The following is a 16,914-nucleotide window of genomic DNA, read 5'->3' on the forward strand; positions in this document are numbered from 1 at the left end:
GCGGTAGTTCAGTCGGTTAGAATACCGGCCTGTCACGCCGGGGGTCGCGGGTTCGAGTCCCGTCCGCTCCGCCACTAACAAGAAGCCCAGTCGACAGACTGGGCTTTTTTTGTTTTTAAGGCCTGCCAGATAGGGAAGGCTTTTTTGCTTTCTGGTATTTGCGAACGGGAATAAGGAAAGAAGAGAAAACTGCAGGACTGCGATTTGCCACTGGCAACACCCTCCCGGCTTTCAGTCTCTTATGCTTGAGCCGGACGGTGTCCGTCCAGTCAGAGAGTTGCTTGCCGCTGGCTTCTCAAACCCTGGCCTCAGGGAAGCATCGACTTTTCCCTATTCCTCTGCAGCCGTAAAAAAGCCTTCCCGATGGAAGGCTTTTTATCTTCATTTTGTACTGGTTAATACAGATATTCGGTTCTTTCAGGCTTTCTCTTTCTTGCCAAAGCTCAGGCCCAGCTTGATGGAAAGGGCGGCCAATAGCAGCAACATCATGATCAGAGAAAAGAAATTACTGCCCATATCCGGGTATTGCACCTTGAGCAGGGCGGAATGACCAAATACACCGATAAAGAAGCAAAGCAGGGTGCATATCGGGGTATTGCCCACCATGGGCTCCTGTCGATAGTGCAAAAACAGTTGATAGGCTGCCAGCACAAAAGCGATGAGAGGATAGAGGGAGAAGGGAACTTGCGAGTTGGTCAGCACAGCCAGCGATGCATCTCCGCAGATGCCAGTTAGCAGTGCCAGTATGAGAGGCTTTTTCGGGATCATTAACTGTTCATGCATATCGTTCTCCATCCAATGGTTATGAGTGAGGGGCATGGCGTTTCTGGTTTTGAACCTCGGCACCCATGGCAATCATTCGCAGTTGGCGAATCGTGCGCTCGGAGAGCGCACGGCACTCCTCGCTGGTCATGTCGAGGGCATCTGCCCCGGCGCTGAATACGATGGTGACCATGGCTTCGGCCTGAATATAGGCATCTTCTCGCGGGGCCTGGGTGGTGGCCTCAAGGTAGTCGGTCAGCTCGGCAATGAAGTGCTGGATCTCGCGGGCCACGGCTTGGCGGAAAGCGGCCGAGGTGCCGGAACGTTCCCGCAACAGCAGCCGGAAAATGTTGGGGTTGTTTTCGACGAACTCCATAAAGGTCTGTACCGAGGTGCTGATGACGCTGCCGCCACCGGCAATTCGCTGACGGGCCTGGCGCATCAGTTGACGCAGGGTCAGGCCTCCTTCGTCTACCAGGGTCAATCCCAGCTCCTCCATATCGCGGAAGTGGCGATAAAAAGAGGTCGGGGCTATGCCGGCCTCTCGGGCGACCTCCCGCAGGCTGAGATTGGAGAAACTACGGTTGGCGCACAGTTGGCTGAATGCAGCATCGATCAATGTACGCCGGGTTTTTTCTTTTTGTTGAGCGCGAATACCCACGAAATCTGTCACCTTCAGCTTGTCGAGGCCAGATGATAACCCGAAGGCGTCTCAGGATCAGGTTTGTATCCTATTTTTTTGCCAGCGAGCGTATCCTCTTATTGGCGTCGGGGAGTATGAGTCATGGTCGCCGCGATGAGGGATTCGGTGCGGCATTTTCTGGCGAAACTTGCCCTTGAGCCTGATATGCCCGTTCTGAAAGGGCTTGGTTGCAAGAGGCAATCAGTAAAAGAGAAAGCCACCAGTTCGGCGGCTTTCTCTTTACGTGATATGTGCCGTTTATCTTGCCTGAAGGTGGATTATTCCGGCAGATCCTGCTCTTGCAGTGCGCTCAGGGTCTGTTGTTCCAGCTGGCTGAGGCCAAGTTGCTCACAAGCCTGCTCAAAACTGATCCCCAAATGGCACATCATGATATCGATCGCAGGCAGATAGTTTTTCATAGCTTCTTCCATGGTGATCCTCCGAACCCGTCTCTTATGCCCTGAGTGACTCGGGGCTGCAATTAGACTTTAGGCTTAGTCCGCTCGTTTGATAACCCCCTGCCACAGCGGACGACTATTTGTTAATCTACTCAATGAGATAGAATGGTTTTCGTATGGCAGCGAGCATCAGGTAAGGGGCAGGGCATGTTATTGAGTTTCTTGATCATCGCATCCGGTTGGTGGCATATCCGCGCCGCCTATGGTGCTGATTATCGCCAGTTTTATCTCAGCAAGCCGCTGACCATGCTGTTTATCATCGCGCTGGCATTCGGTTACCAGGGTTATGATCACGATGGATCCCACGCCTGGATCCTGCTTGGGCTCTGTCTCTCGCTGGCGGGTGACGTGTTGCTGATGCTGCCGGCAGACCGTTTTATCGCCGGGTTGGCGGCATTTATTGTCGCGCATCTCTGTTACATCGTCGGTTTTGCCCAGGGTCCCTTGTTGCTCAATCTGGTGGATGGGCTTTTGCTGTTGCTGGTCGCCGGCATGGTATTTGGCGTCTTGTGGAGCAAGCTGGGGGAGATGCGGATCCCTGTCTTCTGCTACATGTTGGTGATCATCTGCATGGCCTGGGTGGCAGCCGGTGCCTGGCATGCTTCTCTGACCGCAGGCAGTGCCGCAGCTCTGGTGGGGGCACTGATGTTCCTCTTCTCAGATACTATGCTGGCACTCGATCGCTTTCGTCGCCCCTTTCCCCAGGCTCGGGCCTGGATCATGAGCAGCTATTTTGCGGCGCAATTCCTGATAGCCGGGTCGTTGGCGGGCTGAGTATTACCGCTAACACAAAACGGGCCCTTGGGCCCGTTTCTGATTAGTACATCACGCTTCTATCGGTTTGGCATCAGCTGCCCTAGGGGCTGGCTGCTTGAGCAGCAACATCAGAGCGCTGGCGATCAACAGGAAGATGCCCATCACATAGAACACCTGGTTGTAGGCCATGATGGCTGCCTCGCGGCTGATGGTATTCGACAGCATGGTCTGGGCTTGTTGCCTGGCCAGCTCCGGGCCAGAACCTTGTGCCATCATGCTCTGGGTCAGCTGCAGCAGATAGTTCTGTCCCTCTATGCTACTGGCGGCCAGGGTGCTGCTGATCTGGCTGACATGGGTTCGGGTATCGTTGTCGATCATGGTCGCTATGATAGCGATGCCGAAGGCGCCCCCCAGGTTGCGCAATACGTTGAGCAGGGTAGAAGAGGAGGGGATTTCATCATGGGTCAGGCTGGCGGTCGCCACCAGCGAGAGCGGCACCATGATGAAGGGCTGGCCCAGCGCCCGTACGATGAGCGACTGGATTAGCTGGGGGCCGGCATAGTCGGCGCTCATGTTGACGTTCATAAAACAACTGACGGCGAACACCAGAAAGCCAAAGCTCACCAGATAGCGCGGGTCTATCTTGTGGGTCAGCCTGGGCACCAGCGGCAGCACCAGCAGTTGTGGCAGGCCCATCCACATCAACACTTCCCCTATCTCCAGCGCGTTGTAGTTGTGGATCTGGGTCATGTAGAGCGGCAGCACATAGATGGAGCCCATCAGTGCCATGCCAAGCACCAGATAGGCAAAGCAGGCCAGGGCGAAACGCGGGTTGTGCAGCAGCCGCAGGTTGACCAGTGGATGGCGTCTGAGTAGTTGACTGATGACGAAGAACACCAGCGCGACCACAGAGATGACGGTGAGTCGCACGATGAAGCTGGAACCGAACCAGTCCTCCCTGTTGCCCTCTTCCAGCACCACTTCCAGCAGACCCAGCCCCACCGCCATGGTGACGATGCCGACGAGATCCACTCGCTTGATCACCCCCCAGTCCACCGGCTGCTTGTCCAGTCCGTGAGCCAGCATGGCCAGCACCAGCAGTCCGGGCGGCACGTTGAGGTAGAAGATGTAGTGCCAGGACATCTGTTCCGTCAGCCAGCCACCCAGGGTCGGGCCGATGGCGGGGGCGAAGGTGGCGCACAGGCCGAACAGCGCCATGCCGGTGGCTCTCTTCTGCAGGGGCAGCAGAGTCACGATGAGCGAGAAGGCCATGGGGATCAGCGCCCCTCCGGTGAAGCCCTGCAGCGCACGGAAGATGATCATGCTGGTGAGGTTCCAGCTGAACGAGCAGAGCACGGAGGCGATGATGAAGGCCCCAGTGGTCCACAGCAGGTAGCGCCGCACGCTCAGCCCCCGGCTCAACCAGCCGCTCAGCGGGATGGCGATCATCTCCGCCACCAGATAGGAGGTGGAGATCCAGGAGCTCTCGCTCAGGGTCGCCGACAGGGCCCCCTGAATGTCTTTCAAAGAGGCATTGGTGATCTGGATGTCGAGGATGGCCATGAAGGCACCGATAAGGCCCCCCATGACCGCGATCCAGTTGCGGCGTGGAATGGGTTCCATCAGTTGGCCGCAACCAGAGGCTCGGGAGTACGGGTATCCACTATGACCTCGGTGGAGAGGCCCGGGCGCAGCTTGCCTGTCAGGGGGCCCGGTTCGGGAATGCGGATCTTGACCGGCACCCGCTGCACGATTTTGGTGAAGTTGCCGGTGGCGTTTTCCGGCGGCAGCAGGGCGAACTTGGCGCCGGTAGCGGGGGCCAGGCTGTCGATGATCCCCTCGATTGGCTGATCCGGATAGGCATCCAGGATCACTTCCACTTTTTGTCCGGGTTGCATGTGAGCGAGCTGGGTCTCCTTGAAGTTGGCTTCGACCCACACCTGCTGCAGCGGCACCAGGCTGGCCACCTGCATGCCGGACTGGACGTAGAGCCCTTCCCGCAGGCTGCGTTTGCCGATGATGCCATCGGCCGGTGCCCGCAGCTCGGTGTAGCCGAGTCCCAGCCTGGCCTGTTCAAGCTGGGCGGAGCTCAATGCCAGCTTGGCCTGGTTCTGCTTGGCTTCGGCATCCAGCACCAGCAGCCGTTCACGAGCGGCCTGCAGGGCTGCCTTGGCTTCCTGCATCTGTGCCTGCGTGACCTGCAGGCTGGCGCGCACTTCGTCCAGACTATCTTGCGAGCTGTAGTGGCGCTGGTTGAGCTGGCCTATTCGTTGTACCTGCTGCCGGGCACGCAGTTGCTCGGCTTCGGCGGAGGCGACCCTGGCTTCGGCCTGCTGGATCAGGCTCAACTGCTGGACACGGGTCGCGGCCAGGTTCTCGATAGTGGCCTGGATAAGGTGAAGATCAGCCTGTGCCTCTGCTACCTGGCTCTGGAACTCGCGATCATCGAGGCGGGCGATCAGCTGACCCGCCTTGACCGACTGGTTGTCGGTCACCAGCACCTCGCTGATGTAACCGGACAACTTGGAGCTGATCCCGGTCACTTCACTTTGCAAATAGGCGTTGTCGGTGCTTTCGAAATAGCGGCCATGAAGATACCAGTAACCGGCAAACAGCAGGCCAAGCAGGGCCAGCACCATGGCGGCCAGCAGGGGAATTTTCTTGTGTTGACTCATCGGGGGGATTCCTGAACTTAAGAGACGCAGGCTAACACCGGCCAACTGTTTCGATTAGTATCAGGTTATGAGAATAACTGTCTCATTGGTGAAACAATGGATCTCAATGCCGCATTAATCCTGGTTCGTATCGTCGACAAGGGATCTTTTACCGCCGCTGCCCAGGAGCTGGGGATGACCAAGGCGATGGTAAGCCGACGCATTGCCGAGCTGGAACGTCGACTCGGTGTGCGCCTGCTCTATCGCTCCACCCGTCAGCTCACGCTGACGGAAGAAGGAGAGCAGTATTACCAGCGCTGCAGCAAGGCGGTGGATGCCCTGACGGAGGCCGAGCTGATGCTGAGCGCCCGCCAGCAGGAGGTGACCGGCACCCTCAAGCTGGCCGTGCCTATCGAGACCGGGCAACTGGTAGTCGGTCGCATGGTCGCCAAATTTCTGCAGCGCTATCCCGCCATGCAGGTGGAGCTGGAGCTGACCAACCGGATCCTGGACCCCATCAGTGAGGGACTCGACGCCGTGGTGCGGGTGGGGGACATGAGCAATTCCAACCTGGCGGCGCGTCGGCTCTGGAGTACCGAGCGGCTGCTCTGTGCCAGTCCGGACTATCTGGCTCGCAGTCCGGCGATCGCCCGGCCGGAGGACTTGCTCCGCCATGAGCGGGTGGCGGTCAGCAGCGGTTTTCTGGCGTCCCACTGGTGTTTTGAACAGGATGGCAGAGAGGTTCTGGTTGACCCCCCATCCCGTTTTCGGGTTAATAATATTACCTGCGCCAGGGAGGCCGCAAAGGCGGGACTGGGGGTCGCTTCGTTACCCGCTATGCTCTGTCTGGAGGAGCTGGAACGCGGTGAACTGGTCTCCCTGCTGCCTGAGTGGCAACAGCCGAGAGTACCCATCTATCTGTTGTTTCCGGAGCGGCGCCTGATGCCGCGCAAGTTGCGGGCGTTTATCGATTTCATGGTGGAGAACGGTGTCGAGTTCGGCATCGACAAGCTGCTGTAAGGGGGACCTATGGAAAACTGGATCAACCTCTATCGCGCCTCCCACTCTCTTGAAGCCCACGCGCTCAAGGGGGCGCTGGAAGTGGAGGGGGTCATGGTGCGCCTCAGTGGCGAGGGGCTGTCAGGCGCATTGGGCGAGCTGCCAGTCGATCTGCTTCAGGTCACCCTGATGGTGCGAGCCGAGGATCGCAGCAAGGCCGGCAGAGTCATCGAACGTTACCAGCAACGTCAGGGCAACGGCTGGCTCTGTGGCCAATGCGGGGAGGAAAACGGCGCCAACTTCGATGTCTGCTGGCGTTGTCATCACGATCCCCATGAGGGTTGAACGGGCTAGCGCAGGGGGAAGTCGATATCTTCCCCTGCGTGTTCGTCATGATAGGTCGCCATATCCAGTTCGTTCTCGCTGCGCGCAATCAGCACTGAAACCAGTATATCTCCCGAGACGTTGACGGCGGTGCGCGCCATGTCGAGGATCCTGTCGATCCCTGCGATGAGCGCCACTCCCTCCAGCGGCAGGCCGACGGCAGTCAGGGTCAGGGTCAGCAGCATCAGACCGGTGCCCGGGGTGCCGGCGGTGCCGATGCTGGCCAGGGTCGCGATGCTGATGATGGTCAGGTAATCCACCACATGCAGATCGACACCAAAGGCCTGGGCCACGAACAGGGCGGTGACGCCCTGATAGAGAGCCGTACCATCCATGTTGATGGTGGCACCGATGGGCAGCACTTTGGCGGTGATGGCGGAAGAGACTCCCAGCCGTTTCTCGGCACAGGCCAGGCTGATGGGCAGGGTGCTTGAGCTGGAGCTGCTGGTGAAGGCCACGGCCTGGGCATCGACGATGCTCTTGAAGTAGTGCAGCGGATTGAGGCGCGCCAGCAGGAGCAGCAGGGCGCTGTAAACTCCCAGTACATGCAGCAGGCAGCCGAGGTAGACGGCTCCGATCACCTTGAACAGCGGCAACAGCAGGTCGATGCCATATTTGCCGATCATCCAGGCCATCAGGGCACAGACGCCGTAGGGCGCCAATGCCATCACCATCTGGGTCAGCTTGAACATCCCCTCCGACAACGAAGTAAAGAAGCGGATGGCGGGACGACCGCGGCGGCCGCTGGCGTTGAGTGCCACTGCGAGGGCCAGGGCGAAGACAAGCACCTGCAGGATCTTGCCATCAACCATGGCCTGGATGGGATTGCTGGGGACCAGCTGGCTGAGCACTGTGCCCAGGGTCGGTTGCTGCACCATCCCGACCCGTTCATAAGGGCCCATGTCGGCACCCATGCCGGGCTCCAGCAGCCAGCCCATCATCAGGCCGATGCAGATGGCGATGGCAGTGGAGCCCAGATAGAGGCCGATAGCCTTGCTGCTGATGGCATCCAGTTTTTTGCCCTTGAGCAGGGCGGTGAGGCCGGCGATGACAGAGCAGAAGATGAGGGGCACCATCAGCATCTGGATGGTGTTGACGAACAGCACGCCGATGGGCTTGAGCAGCAGGGCCAGCTCCTTGAAGCCAACGCCGAGGGTGACCCCCAACAGCATGCCGATCAGGGTCTTGAGCCAGAGTGGGCGGCGGGTCCAGATCTGCCAGGGCTTGAAAGCCTCTCCATGGAACAGCATGACGCCAATATCCTTATTAATTTGTCTGCAATGGCAAAAGGGGCGCCAGTGTAGCGATCCCCGATGCGGGTTGCCACATTATCGACAAAGGAGTCGCCACGACCAGTCTCTTGACCGGGTAATGCGTGATTTATTGGTCTACATCAAGATCCCCGGCGCCCTGACAGGATTTAATGAGCATTAAATATGTTCATTAATGAGGTGCAAAATGTCGCAATCGATACACGGTCACGAAGTGATGGAGATGATGCTGGAGCAGGGCGGACAGTTTACCCGTGCCAGCCTCAAGCAGGCGATGGCCGAGCGTTTTGGCGAACAGGCGCGTTTTCATACCTGCAGCGCCAGCGAGATGGATGCCGAGGCCCTGATCGACTTCCTGGCTGCCCGCGGCAAGTTCATCGAGTCCGCCGACGGTTTCCAGACCCACGCCGACAAGATCTGCAACCACGGTTGACCCTCTGCGAGCGCATCATGGCGCTCGCTGAATACCTCCCATTTTGCTATATTTCGCCCCTTCTCTTTTTGCTATTCAAGGCGTAGCCAGGGCGTTGTATGGATACCTTCTCTGCCGCAGTCATGCTGTTTCTGATCATGGACCCGCTGGGCAACCTGCCGGTCTTCCTCTCCATTCTGCGTCACATCGATCCCAAGCGGCGACGCAAGGTGATGATCCGCGAGCTGCTCTTCTCCCTGGCGATCATGATGCTGTTCCTGTTCGTCGGCCAGCAGATCCTGAGCTTCCTCAACCTGCGTCAGGAGGCGGTGAGCATTGCCGGCGGTATCATCCTCTTCCTCATCGCCATCAAGATGATCTTCCCGGGAGAGGGCGGTGTGACCGGGCTTGCTGCGGGTGAAGAACCCTTCCTGGTGCCGATGGCGATCCCGATGATCGCCGGCCCCTCCATCCTCGCCTCCCTGCTGCTGCTCGCCAACCAAGAGCCGACCCGGATGGTCGACTGGTCGCTGGCCCTCTTCATGGCCTGGGGAGCCAGCGCAGTGATCCTGATGTTCTACGAGGTGTTCAACAAGCTGCTGGGTGAGCGTGGACTCACTGCGGTGGAGCGGCTGATGGGCATGCTGCTGGTGATGATCTCGGTGCAGATGCTGCTCGATGGCGTGCATCACTACTTGCAGGTGACGGCCCAGTCCTGATCGTCAGTATGGGCGTGAGGCTCAAGCTGGCTCATGATCTGGGTCAGCAGGGTCTCGCGCAACCAGCGATGGCCCGGATCCTCGTCATGGCGCTGATGCCAGATCAGCAGGTGGGAGATGCTGTCCAGCTCGATGGGCAGGGGGAGCTGCATCAGGGGATAGACCTGGGTCGCATGGCGGGCATAGAGACTTGAGAGCGTCACTATCATGTCGGAGTGCATCCCCATCCGCAACGCTGCCTCGAACGAGGGGACGGTTGCCTCGATCCGCCGGTAGAGATCCTGTTCCGCCAGCTTGTAGTCCAGCATCCAGCGATCCCGTCCCTCGCAGTAGGTCTGTACATGGGGGTAGCGCAGATAGTGGTCCAGATCCCAGCCGGATTCCCGCAAGGCGGGGTGATGCTTTTGCACCAGGCAGGTCAGCCCGTCGATGGCCAGCAGCCGCTGGCAGATGCTGCTTGGCAGGGTATCGAGCCGGTAATCCGAGTTGATGCAGTTCTCCCGCACCGTGAAGGCGATATCCACCTGCCCCTGGCTCATCTCGGTCAGGCTGTTCTCGGTCCACTCTTCATAGCGCAGGCGGATCCGCGGCGCCTGGCGCTTCAGTTCGCTCAGATAGAGCGGGGCGAATAGAGTGAAGGCGCTGTCCATGCTGGCGATGACGAACTCCCGCTCCGAACTGGCGGGGTCGAACGCGGGGGGCTGGATCAGGTTGTCCAGCGACAGCAGTATGGGTTGCAGCTGCTGTTGCAGTGTCTGGGCACGGGCGGTGGGTTCCAGCCCGTAGGCGGAACGGATGAAGAGCGGGTCGTCGAAAGTTTCGCGTAGCCGTCCCAGGGCCTTGCTGACGGCAGACTGGCTCAGGTGAAGGCGACGGGCCGCCTTGCTGCCGTTGCGCTCTTCCAGCAGCACCTGCAGGATGATGAGCAGATTGAGGTCAATGCGGGCCAGTTGTTCCAGTAGCATGATATGAATCCTGTTCAATACAAGGATGAATTTATACCATTAGTATTCATATCTTGGCGATCTTATCCTCTAGAGGTCTCGGGCCCGTCAGGGCCGCTGGTACAGGATGTAGCGGTTGAGGGGACAAAGTAGCACAAGCAATATGGCGGCCCCGGGCCGCCATATTTTTTGGGCGATTTATTTGCCAACTTGCACCCGTCTTGATTTTACCCAACAATCCTTGCGCGTTAATTTGATACAACCAGCGGATATCTCTGGATGAGAGGTTTCCCTATGGGACTCGGTGGAATTCATATCTGGCATTTGTTGATCCTCTTGCTGGTGTTTGGCAGCAAACGCCTGGCCAGCGCCGGCGAGGATCTGGGTACCGCCATCAGGGATTTTCGTAAAGCCTTGCGTGACGATGCAAATCATCCGAAATGAGTAGGAGTGGAAGTATGTCTGTAGACGATAAAGTTGAATTGAACGAAACCTGCGACAGCTGTGGTTGCTTTGCCGAGATTGGCACCATTATCGGCGAAGGTGATGACGTGATGGATCTGGTGATCGAGGCCGCTGAAGAGGGCGCTGCCCGCGCCAAACTGGCTGCCTATGAAGCGCTGGCCAAGCAGGTCACCGACGAGGCCAGGGTGAGCAGCGAGCTGACCCAGGGCGCCGATGGTGTGATCCTGAAAGCCCGCCTGCAGTTCACCTGCACCGCCGAAAAACTGATTTTCGAGATGCGGGCTCGCGCCATCTGAGCACTGTAATGATGCGGCAGGTACGCCTGCCGCGTTGACCCTTCTGCCGTGGGTCGAGTTCTATAGTTAGTCTATTCCACCGTCGGTATTGACCGGCGCGAGTGGCCAACAAAAGGCGAACACATGCGGCAATGGATCTGGGGCCTGCTGGCTCTCTGGTGTCTTCCTCTGCTGGCGGCCGATCTCAAGCCGCAGCGTCTTCCCCAACCCGGGGACCTCGACAGTATCCTGCAAAAGCGTGAACTCAGGGCCCTGGTGGTCTATGAGCGCGGCTTCTACTTCCTCGACAAGGGGGCCCAATACGGCATCCTGGTCAACCAGCTGCAAGGGTTCGAACGCTGGTTGAACAAGACTTATCTCGCCAAGGAGAAGGTCAAGCTCAAGGTGGTTTACATCCCGGTCAGGCAGGACAAGCTGCTGGATTATCTGACGGAGGGGCGTGGCGATCTGGTGGCGGCCACCATGACGGTCACCCCGACCCGAAAGGAGCAGGTCAGCTTCTCCAGGCCGCTCATCTCTTCCATCGAGGAGTGGGTGGTGAGCCAAAATAGCCTGCCCTCCTTCAACCGCATCACCCAGCTCTCCGGCCGGCGGGTCTGGGTGCGGGCCAGCTCCAGCTATTACGAAAGCCTGCGCCAGCTCAACTGGCTGTTTCGCGAACTGGGACTGCCCCCCGTCTACATAGAGACGGTGCCCGAATATCTGCAGGATGGCGATCTGCTGGAGATGGTGGCGGCCGGGATTATCCCCCTCACGGTGACTGACAGCTACAAGGGGCGGATCTGGCTCGGGATGATCGATGGCCTCAAGGCGCACAAGCTGGTGCCCCTGCGCAGCAATGGCACCAGTGCCTGGGCGCTGCGCAAAAACAGCCCCGAGCTGCTCAAGGCGGTCAACGGTTATCTGGCCAGCGTCAGCCAGCACAGCCTGTTCAGCGATCTGACCCTGCGGCGCTTGCTGGCCCACAGCGAGCGGATGAGCAACATATTGGCACCGGATCCCTTGGGGCGACTGGCAAAGATCCGTAAGGTGCTTGAAAAATATGCGGAAAAATATGACATCGACTGGTTGATGCTGGCAGCGCTGGGATACAAGGAGTCTGGTCTCAATCCCAACGTGCGCTCCCCAAAAGGGGCGGTTGGTATCATGCAGCTGCTGCCTGCCACCGGGCGGGAAGTGGGGATCAAGGGGGCCAGGCTGGCGAGTCTGGAGGGCAACGTGGAGGCCGCCTGCCGTTATATGCGGTTGATCCTCGACACCTATTTCAACGATCCCGGTCTGGATCGGCTCAATCGTCACCTGTTTGCCCTGGCTGCTTACAATGCAGGGCCCAACCGGGTGCAGGCATTGCGCAACAAGGCCCGCTCACTGGGGCTGGATCCCGATGTCTGGTTTGGCAACGTGGATCAGCTGGTGGCCAACGAGGTGGGGCAGGGGCCGATCAACTATGTGGGGACCATCTACAAGTACTATGTCGCCTACCGTTTCAGCCTGCTCCAGATTGAAGGCAAGGCTGCTGCAATCGAGGCGGTGCAGCCCTGAATTCCTGGCCGGATTGGGCCGGCAGGGTCACCGGAAGTTGCCAGCCGCCATCTCTGTGCTGCAAAAACCAGTGCACGGGGTCGGTGGTCGGGACGACATCTGGCTGGCCTGACTGGTCGAGATAGCGCACCATCGGGGTATCGTGCAGTTCCATCAGCAGCTCCTTGCTTGCTATTCAGAGAGGCTTGCCAGCGTTATGACACTCCCCGATGACAACAGGATGACAGCATGATCCCGGGATCCTTCGCCCTGATCGCGGATCCCCTGCTGGCACTCAAGGTGCGCTGCCAGTGGATCCGCACTGCCCGCGAGCGGATCCAGGCCCAGTACTACAGCTGGGAAGAGGACAGCAGCGGCAAGTTGCTGCTCAGCGAACTGCTCCATGCCGCCAGGCGCGGGGTCAGAGTCGAGCTGCTGGTGGATGATCTCTATGCCGGCGACAACCGCTTTCTGGAGATGGTGGCCCACGAGCCGGGGATCGAGGTGCGCCTGTTCAACCCCTTCTGGTTGCGGGGCTGGCGACCCCTGGCGCTGCTGCTGGAGGGGCTATTCAGCTTTCGCCGCATCAATCACCGCATGCACAACAAGCTGCTGCTGGTGGATGGCAGGCTGGCGCTGATCGGCGGTCGCAACATCGGTGATCGCTACTTCCATCTCGACGATCAGCCCCCCTTCGTTGATCTGGATCTCGCCTGCCGGGGAGCTTTGTGTCAGGAGATGGCACAGGGATTTGCCCAGTTCTGGCACAGCCGCTGGAGCCATCCCATTCGCCACCTGTTGCGACGCTCCCCGCTGCCCGCCGAGGCACGGGTGGTCAATGACTTCCTGCTCACCATGACGGATCCGGCCATTGCCGCCGTCTATTCATTGCCGGCCAACCTGTTTGTCGATGAACCCCTGGCGCTGCAGTGGCACGACGGTGTGGCGGAGGTGTGGTTCGACCGGCCCGGAAAGGGATTGATCTCGCGACCCGCCACGGCCCGCCAGTTGTGGCAGCGACTGGCAGACAATCCGCACTCATTGTCGTTGGTGACCCCTTACCTCATCCTGACCCGTGGCTTTCGCCGCCGCCTGTTGCAGTTGCGTCAGCGGGGCGTGACCATCGATATCCTCACCAACTCCCTGGCCAGCACGGATGTGCCTCTGGTCTATGGCGCCTACCGACGCTATCGCGGCTGGCTGTTGCGTCAGGGGATCCAGGTGCACGAGTTTGGCGATGACAGCCACAGCCTGCATGCCAAGCTGATCCTGCTGGGGCGGGAGCGGGCCCTGTTTGGCAGCCTTAACCTCGATCCCCGCTCGCTGTTTCTCAACACCGAGCTGATGCTGCACCTGCGTTGCCCGACCTTGTGCGAGCAGCTGAGGTCGTGGCTGATGCACTGGCAGGAGCAGGCCAGTAGCGCACCCCGCAAAATCGATGGCTGGCCCCGGCGACTGGTGGCCCGACTCAGTGACTGGTTGCCCCTGAAGCGCTGGCTGTGAGGCGGGTGTTTTTTGTGCGAGATCTCGCAAAGCCTTGTACGCCTTTGCTTATCCTCCGTGCGGGTGAATAGCTATTCATTTCCTTATCTTGCTGTTTTTAAATGAATTATTGTTAATGTGAAGGCGGTTTTTTGTATCAACACGGGAACTTCAGGGCATAAAAACGTTTTTTTATTTTATTTGTCTGCGTAATATTTCACTTGCAAGGACAAACACGGCGGCCCGTCTGCCGTGTGGATGAAGGCAACAAAGGGTGACCGGTCGACTGCATCGCTGCAATCGACACTGACTTCGGATGGGTAGCGGACTCTGGGGAAGTGGGGCAAGGCATCCGGCGTGGCCGGACTCCAATATGGAACATGCTATTTGCGAGGGGGTGACATGGAAATGTCACCCCACTTTTTTTTGGGGCCGTTTTTCCTTTTGAGCCGCCTTTGCCGTCATGCCTATGCCGGACAAAAAACAGGGCCGCATCACGCGGCCCTGTCTGGGATCAAGCAGGCTGTGGTGCCAGGCGTCGGCGTTGCAGCCAGACGATGACCCCGAACAGCAGGAAGCCGGGGATCCACATCAGCTCCTTGCGCCAGCGATCAGTCGGGGCCTTGACGGCGAGGATCTCCTGATCGAACTCCAGCCCCATGCCGGCGGCAGGGCTGCCGAAGGCCACGTTGTCGATCAGGGTCTTGCCATCCTGTTCATAGAGGCTCAGGCCCAGATTGGCCAGACGCTCTTCACCGTTGGCGCCATCGGGCACTGCAACCAGCAGGGTGAACTTGCGGGGTTTGCCTACCGCATCTTCCCCCTGAACCCGCAGCCGCAGGGTGCTCTCCACCTCCAGTTCACCCATAGTCTGGGCCAGCTGGGCGGGCGGCGTCTCGCGATAGGGATCGTGCACCATGTCCATCCAGAAGCCGGGGCGGAACAGGGTAAAGGCGACCAGCAGCAACAACACGCTCTCGTACCAGCGGCTCTTCACCAGGAAGTAGCCCTGGGTCGCGGCGGCGAAGATCAGCATGGCGATGGTGGCCACGATGAAGATCATCACCCCGTGGGCAAAGTCCACGTCGATCAGCAGCAGATCCGTGTTGAAGATGAACAGGAACGGCAGTGCAGCGGTACGCAGGCTGTAGTAGAACGCCGTGATACCGGTTTTGATGGGATCACCCTTGGAGACGGCGGCCGCGGCGAACGAAGCCAGCCCCACCGGCGGAGTCACGTCCGCCATGATGCCGAAATAGAACACGAACAGGTGCACGGCGATGAGCGGCACAATGAGGCCGTTCTGCTGACCCAGAGTGACCACCACGGGCGCCAGCAGGCTGGATACCACTATGTAGTTGGCGGTGGTGGGCAGCCCCATGCCGAGGATCAGGCTCAGCAGGGCGGTCAGCAGCAACATCAGCAGCAGATTGCCCATGGAGAGCATCTCCACCAGATCGGCCAGCACCAGGCCAACCCCGGTCTGGGAGACGGCGCCGACTATGATGCCGGCAGTGGCAGTGGCGATACCGATGCCGATCATGTTGCGGGCACCGGCCACCAGGCCTTCGCGCAGGTCGATCACTCCGTCGCGCACGGTGCCGTAGTCATGTTTGCCGTCGGTGCGCAGCCAGTTGAGCAGCGGACGCTGGGTCAACAGGATGATGACCAGCATGACGGTGCCCCAGAAGGCGGACAGGCCGGGGGAGAGGCGCTCGATCATCAGACACCATACCAGTACCACCACCGGCAGCAGAAAGTGCAGGCCGGAGAGCAGCACGGTGCGGGTGTCGGGCAGCTCGGTGAGCGGCTTGTCGGGATCTTCGGCTGCCAGCGGTTCATTGCTGGCGGCGATCTTCAGCAGGCCCACATAGGTGGCGGCCAGCAGCAGGGAGATCCCCGGCAGGGCGTAATCACCCAGGGCGGGCTTGAGCCAGCCCAGACCGTAGTAGACCGCCATGGAGAGGCCGCTGATGAGGGCGGCGCCGAAGGCAAAGCCGGTCAGGCGACGCAGCCAGGGCTTGGGCTGATGGCCACCGATGGGTTGCATGCCGAGCTTGAGCGCTTCCAGATGGACAATGTAGAGCAGGGCGATGTAGGAGATGGCCGCCGGCAGGAAGGCGTGCTTGATGATATCCACGTAGGGAATGCCGACGTACTCCACCATCAGGAAGGCCGCAGCCCCCATCACGGGCGGCATGATCTGGCCGTTGACCGAGGAGGCCACTTCCACCGCCCCGGCTTTCTCGGAGCTGAAACCCACCTTCTTCATCATGGGGATGGTGAAGGTGCCCGTGGTGACCACGTTGGCGATGGAGGATCCGGAGATGAGGCCGGTGAGGCCGGAGGCGACCACCGCCGCCTTGGCCGGGCCGCCACGCAGGTGGCCGAGCAGGCTGAAGGCGAGCTGGATGAAGTAGTGACCGGCACCGGCCCGCTCGAGCAGGGCACCGAACAGCACGAACAGGAACACGAAGCTGGTGGAGACCCCGAGGGCGATGCCGAACACTCCTTCGGTAGTGATCCACTGGTGATTGGCCAGCGCGGTAAAGCTGACCCCGCGGTGTGCCAGCAGCCCCGGCATCCAGGGGCCGGCCAGGCTATAGACCAGGAAGACGATGGCAATCACCGCCAGAGCCGGGCCGAGGGCGCGGCGTGCCGCTTCCAGCAGCAGGGGAATGCCGATACAGGCGGTGACCAGATCCGAAGTGGTCAGGTTGCCGGGACGCTGGGCCAGCGCCTCGTACATCACGAACAGATAGGATGCGGCACCGGCGGCGATCAGCCCCAGCGCGATATCGCTGAGGGGGACTCGATCCCGCGGGGAGGAGCGAAACGCGGGAAACACCAGATAGGCCAGCAACAAGGCGAAGGTGAGATGAATGGCGCGCGTTTCGGTGTCATTGAGTACGCCAACCCCGAAAATGAAGGGGAGCGGCGAGGCGATCCAGAGCTGGAACAGGGACCAGGCCAGTGCCAGGGCGGTAATGAGCCAGCCCATGGCTCCCAGCGGCAGGCGGGCGCCTACATCCTGGGCGATCAGTTCCTCGGTAGAGAGTTGTTTGTCTTGCATAGGGTCAACTTGTGCCATCGAGTACAACAAAAACGA

The 16,914-nt window shown here is 59.8% G+C and carries 17 protein-coding genes; 9 read left to right on the top strand and 8 right to left on the bottom strand.

Annotated features, from left to right (window positions below):
* Positions 1-417: 417 nt before the first annotated feature.
* The 3 genes from ACB034_RS17315 to ACB034_RS17325 form a co-directional block, all read right to left on the bottom strand.
* Complete coding sequence (locus tag ACB034_RS17315; RefSeq protein ID WP_042028966.1) at positions 418-783, bottom strand: YijD family membrane protein; 366 nt, start codon at positions 781-783, stop codon at positions 418-420.
* Positions 784-802: 19 nt separating this feature from the next.
* Complete coding sequence (gene fabR / locus ACB034_RS17320) at positions 803-1,423, bottom strand: HTH-type transcriptional repressor FabR (protein WP_026455969.1); 621 nt, start codon at positions 1,421-1,423, stop codon at positions 803-805.
* 299 nt (positions 1,424-1,722) lie between these two features.
* Entirely contained in the window at positions 1,723-1,863 is a 141-nt protein-coding gene (locus ACB034_RS17325) for a hypothetical protein (protein ID WP_185378105.1), read from the bottom strand.
* 186 nt (positions 1,864-2,049) lie between these two features.
* Here ACB034_RS17325 and ACB034_RS17330 point away from each other — a divergent pair, with 186 nt between their 5' ends.
* Entirely contained in the window at positions 2,050-2,676 is a 627-nt protein-coding gene (locus tag ACB034_RS17330; protein WP_371173340.1) for a lysoplasmalogenase, read from the top strand.
* A gap of 51 nt (positions 2,677-2,727) precedes the next feature.
* Here ACB034_RS17330 and ACB034_RS17335 read toward each other — a convergent pair whose 3' ends face one another.
* The gene (locus ACB034_RS17335) at positions 2,728-4,281 is read right to left on the bottom strand and encodes a DHA2 family efflux MFS transporter permease subunit (protein WP_371173341.1); all 1,554 of its coding nucleotides are present in this window, start codon (positions 4,279-4,281) and stop codon (positions 2,728-2,730) included.
* The gene (locus ACB034_RS17340) at positions 4,281-5,333 is read right to left on the bottom strand and encodes an HlyD family secretion protein (protein WP_371173342.1); all 1,053 of its coding nucleotides are present in this window, start codon (positions 5,331-5,333) and stop codon (positions 4,281-4,283) included. The genes ACB034_RS17335 and ACB034_RS17340 overlap by 1 nt, the downstream gene beginning before the upstream one ends.
* A gap of 96 nt (positions 5,334-5,429) precedes the next feature.
* Here ACB034_RS17340 and ACB034_RS17345 point away from each other — a divergent pair, with 96 nt between their 5' ends.
* Positions 5,430-6,332, top strand: coding sequence for a LysR family transcriptional regulator (locus ACB034_RS17345; RefSeq protein WP_342013833.1), 903 nt, complete (start codon positions 5,430-5,432; stop codon positions 6,330-6,332).
* 9 nt (positions 6,333-6,341) lie between these two features.
* A complete protein-coding gene (locus ACB034_RS17350; protein ID WP_201983002.1) occupies positions 6,342-6,656 on the top strand; it encodes a DUF2007 domain-containing protein in 315 nt (104 codons plus the stop codon).
* A 5-nt stretch (positions 6,657-6,661) separates the two neighbouring features.
* On the opposite strand, the gene ACB034_RS17355 is transcribed toward ACB034_RS17350, so the two are convergent.
* Positions 6,662-7,945: a dicarboxylate/amino acid:cation symporter gene (locus ACB034_RS17355; RefSeq protein WP_371173343.1), complete on the bottom strand. Its 1,284-nt coding sequence runs from the start codon at positions 7,943-7,945 to the stop codon at positions 6,662-6,664.
* A gap of 208 nt (positions 7,946-8,153) precedes the next feature.
* Here ACB034_RS17355 and ACB034_RS17360 point away from each other — a divergent pair, with 208 nt between their 5' ends.
* Together ACB034_RS17360 and ACB034_RS17365 are read left to right on the top strand one after the other, a co-directional pair.
* Positions 8,154-8,399: a YecH family metal-binding protein gene (locus ACB034_RS17360; RefSeq protein ID WP_371173344.1), complete on the top strand. Its 246-nt coding sequence runs from the start codon at positions 8,154-8,156 to the stop codon at positions 8,397-8,399.
* A gap of 98 nt (positions 8,400-8,497) precedes the next feature.
* Positions 8,498-9,097, top strand: coding sequence for a YhgN family NAAT transporter (locus tag ACB034_RS17365; protein ID WP_026455977.1), 600 nt, complete (start codon positions 8,498-8,500; stop codon positions 9,095-9,097).
* Here the strand turns inward: ACB034_RS17365 and ACB034_RS17370 are convergent.
* Positions 9,070-10,062, bottom strand: coding sequence for a LysR substrate-binding domain-containing protein (locus tag ACB034_RS17370; protein WP_026455978.1), 993 nt, complete (start codon positions 10,060-10,062; stop codon positions 9,070-9,072). The genes ACB034_RS17365 and ACB034_RS17370 overlap by 28 nt on opposite strands.
* Positions 10,063-10,335: 273 nt before the next feature.
* Between ACB034_RS17370 and ACB034_RS17375 the strand changes: the two genes are divergently transcribed.
* From ACB034_RS17375 to ACB034_RS17390, 4 genes are all read left to right on the top strand, one after another.
* Positions 10,336-10,485, top strand: a complete 150-nt coding sequence (locus ACB034_RS17375) for a twin-arginine translocase TatA/TatE family subunit (RefSeq protein ID WP_223379737.1) — start codon at positions 10,336-10,338, stop codon at positions 10,483-10,485.
* Positions 10,486-10,499: 14 nt separating this feature from the next.
* On the top strand, positions 10,500-10,802 hold the full coding sequence (locus tag ACB034_RS17380) for a YfcZ/YiiS family protein (RefSeq protein ID WP_371173345.1): 303 nt from the start codon (positions 10,500-10,502) through the stop codon (positions 10,800-10,802).
* Between the two features lie 123 nt (positions 10,803-10,925).
* Positions 10,926-12,344: a transglycosylase SLT domain-containing protein gene (locus ACB034_RS17385; protein WP_371173346.1), complete on the top strand. Its 1,419-nt coding sequence runs from the start codon at positions 10,926-10,928 to the stop codon at positions 12,342-12,344.
* 228 nt (positions 12,345-12,572) lie between these two features.
* A complete protein-coding gene (locus ACB034_RS17390) occupies positions 12,573-13,826 on the top strand; it encodes a phosphatidylserine/phosphatidylglycerophosphate/cardiolipin synthase family protein (protein ID WP_042028982.1) in 1,254 nt (417 codons plus the stop codon).
* 493 nt (positions 13,827-14,319) lie between these two features.
* Here ACB034_RS17390 and ACB034_RS17395 read toward each other — a convergent pair whose 3' ends face one another.
* Positions 14,320-16,878 (bottom strand): TRAP transporter permease, encoded by a 2,559-nt coding sequence (locus ACB034_RS17395; protein WP_201942666.1) that lies wholly within the window; start codon positions 16,876-16,878, stop codon positions 14,320-14,322.
* Positions 16,879-16,914: the final 36 nt, after the last annotated feature.

This window comes from Aeromonas sp. S18(2024) (genome assembly GCF_041402525.1).
Taxonomy (GTDB): domain Bacteria; phylum Pseudomonadota; class Gammaproteobacteria; order Enterobacterales; family Aeromonadaceae; genus Aeromonas; species Aeromonas enteropelogenes.

What these genes read in the sequence shown, in the direction of transcription:
- ACB034_RS17385 (WP_371173346.1), top strand. Translation starts at nt 10,926, where the DNA reads ATGCGGCAATGGATCTGGGGCCTGCTGGCTCTCTGGTGTCTTCCTCTG.
- ACB034_RS17395 (WP_201942666.1), bottom strand. Translation starts at nt 16,878, where the DNA reads ATGCAAGACAAACAACTCTCTACCGAGGAACTGATCGCCCAGGATGTA.
- ACB034_RS17375 (WP_223379737.1), top strand. Translation starts at nt 10,336, where the DNA reads ATGGGACTCGGTGGAATTCATATCTGGCATTTGTTGATCCTCTTGCTG.
- ACB034_RS17380 (WP_371173345.1), top strand. Translation starts at nt 10,500, where the DNA reads ATGTCTGTAGACGATAAAGTTGAATTGAACGAAACCTGCGACAGCTGT.
- ACB034_RS17370 (WP_026455978.1), bottom strand. Translation starts at nt 10,062, where the DNA reads ATGCTACTGGAACAACTGGCCCGCATTGACCTCAATCTGCTCATCATC.
- ACB034_RS17365 (WP_026455977.1), top strand. Translation starts at nt 8,498, where the DNA reads ATGGATACCTTCTCTGCCGCAGTCATGCTGTTTCTGATCATGGACCCG.
- ACB034_RS17360 (WP_371173344.1), top strand. Translation starts at nt 8,154, where the DNA reads ATGTCGCAATCGATACACGGTCACGAAGTGATGGAGATGATGCTGGAG.
- ACB034_RS17330 (WP_371173340.1), top strand. Translation starts at nt 2,050, where the DNA reads ATGTTATTGAGTTTCTTGATCATCGCATCCGGTTGGTGGCATATCCGC.
- ACB034_RS17350 (WP_201983002.1), top strand. Translation starts at nt 6,342, where the DNA reads ATGGAAAACTGGATCAACCTCTATCGCGCCTCCCACTCTCTTGAAGCC.
- ACB034_RS17335 (WP_371173341.1), bottom strand. Translation starts at nt 4,281, where the DNA reads ATGGAACCCATTCCACGCCGCAACTGGATCGCGGTCATGGGGGGCCTT.
- ACB034_RS17355 (WP_371173343.1), bottom strand. Translation starts at nt 7,945, where the DNA reads ATGCTGTTCCATGGAGAGGCTTTCAAGCCCTGGCAGATCTGGACCCGC.
- ACB034_RS17390 (WP_042028982.1), top strand. Translation starts at nt 12,573, where the DNA reads ATGATCCCGGGATCCTTCGCCCTGATCGCGGATCCCCTGCTGGCACTC.
- ACB034_RS17315 (WP_042028966.1), bottom strand. Translation starts at nt 783, where the DNA reads ATGCATGAACAGTTAATGATCCCGAAAAAGCCTCTCATACTGGCACTG.
- ACB034_RS17325 (WP_185378105.1), bottom strand. Translation starts at nt 1,863, where the DNA reads ATGAAAAACTATCTGCCTGCGATCGATATCATGATGTGCCATTTGGGG.
- ACB034_RS17340 (WP_371173342.1), bottom strand. Translation starts at nt 5,333, where the DNA reads ATGAGTCAACACAAGAAAATTCCCCTGCTGGCCGCCATGGTGCTGGCC.
- ACB034_RS17345 (WP_342013833.1), top strand. Translation starts at nt 5,430, where the DNA reads ATGGATCTCAATGCCGCATTAATCCTGGTTCGTATCGTCGACAAGGGA.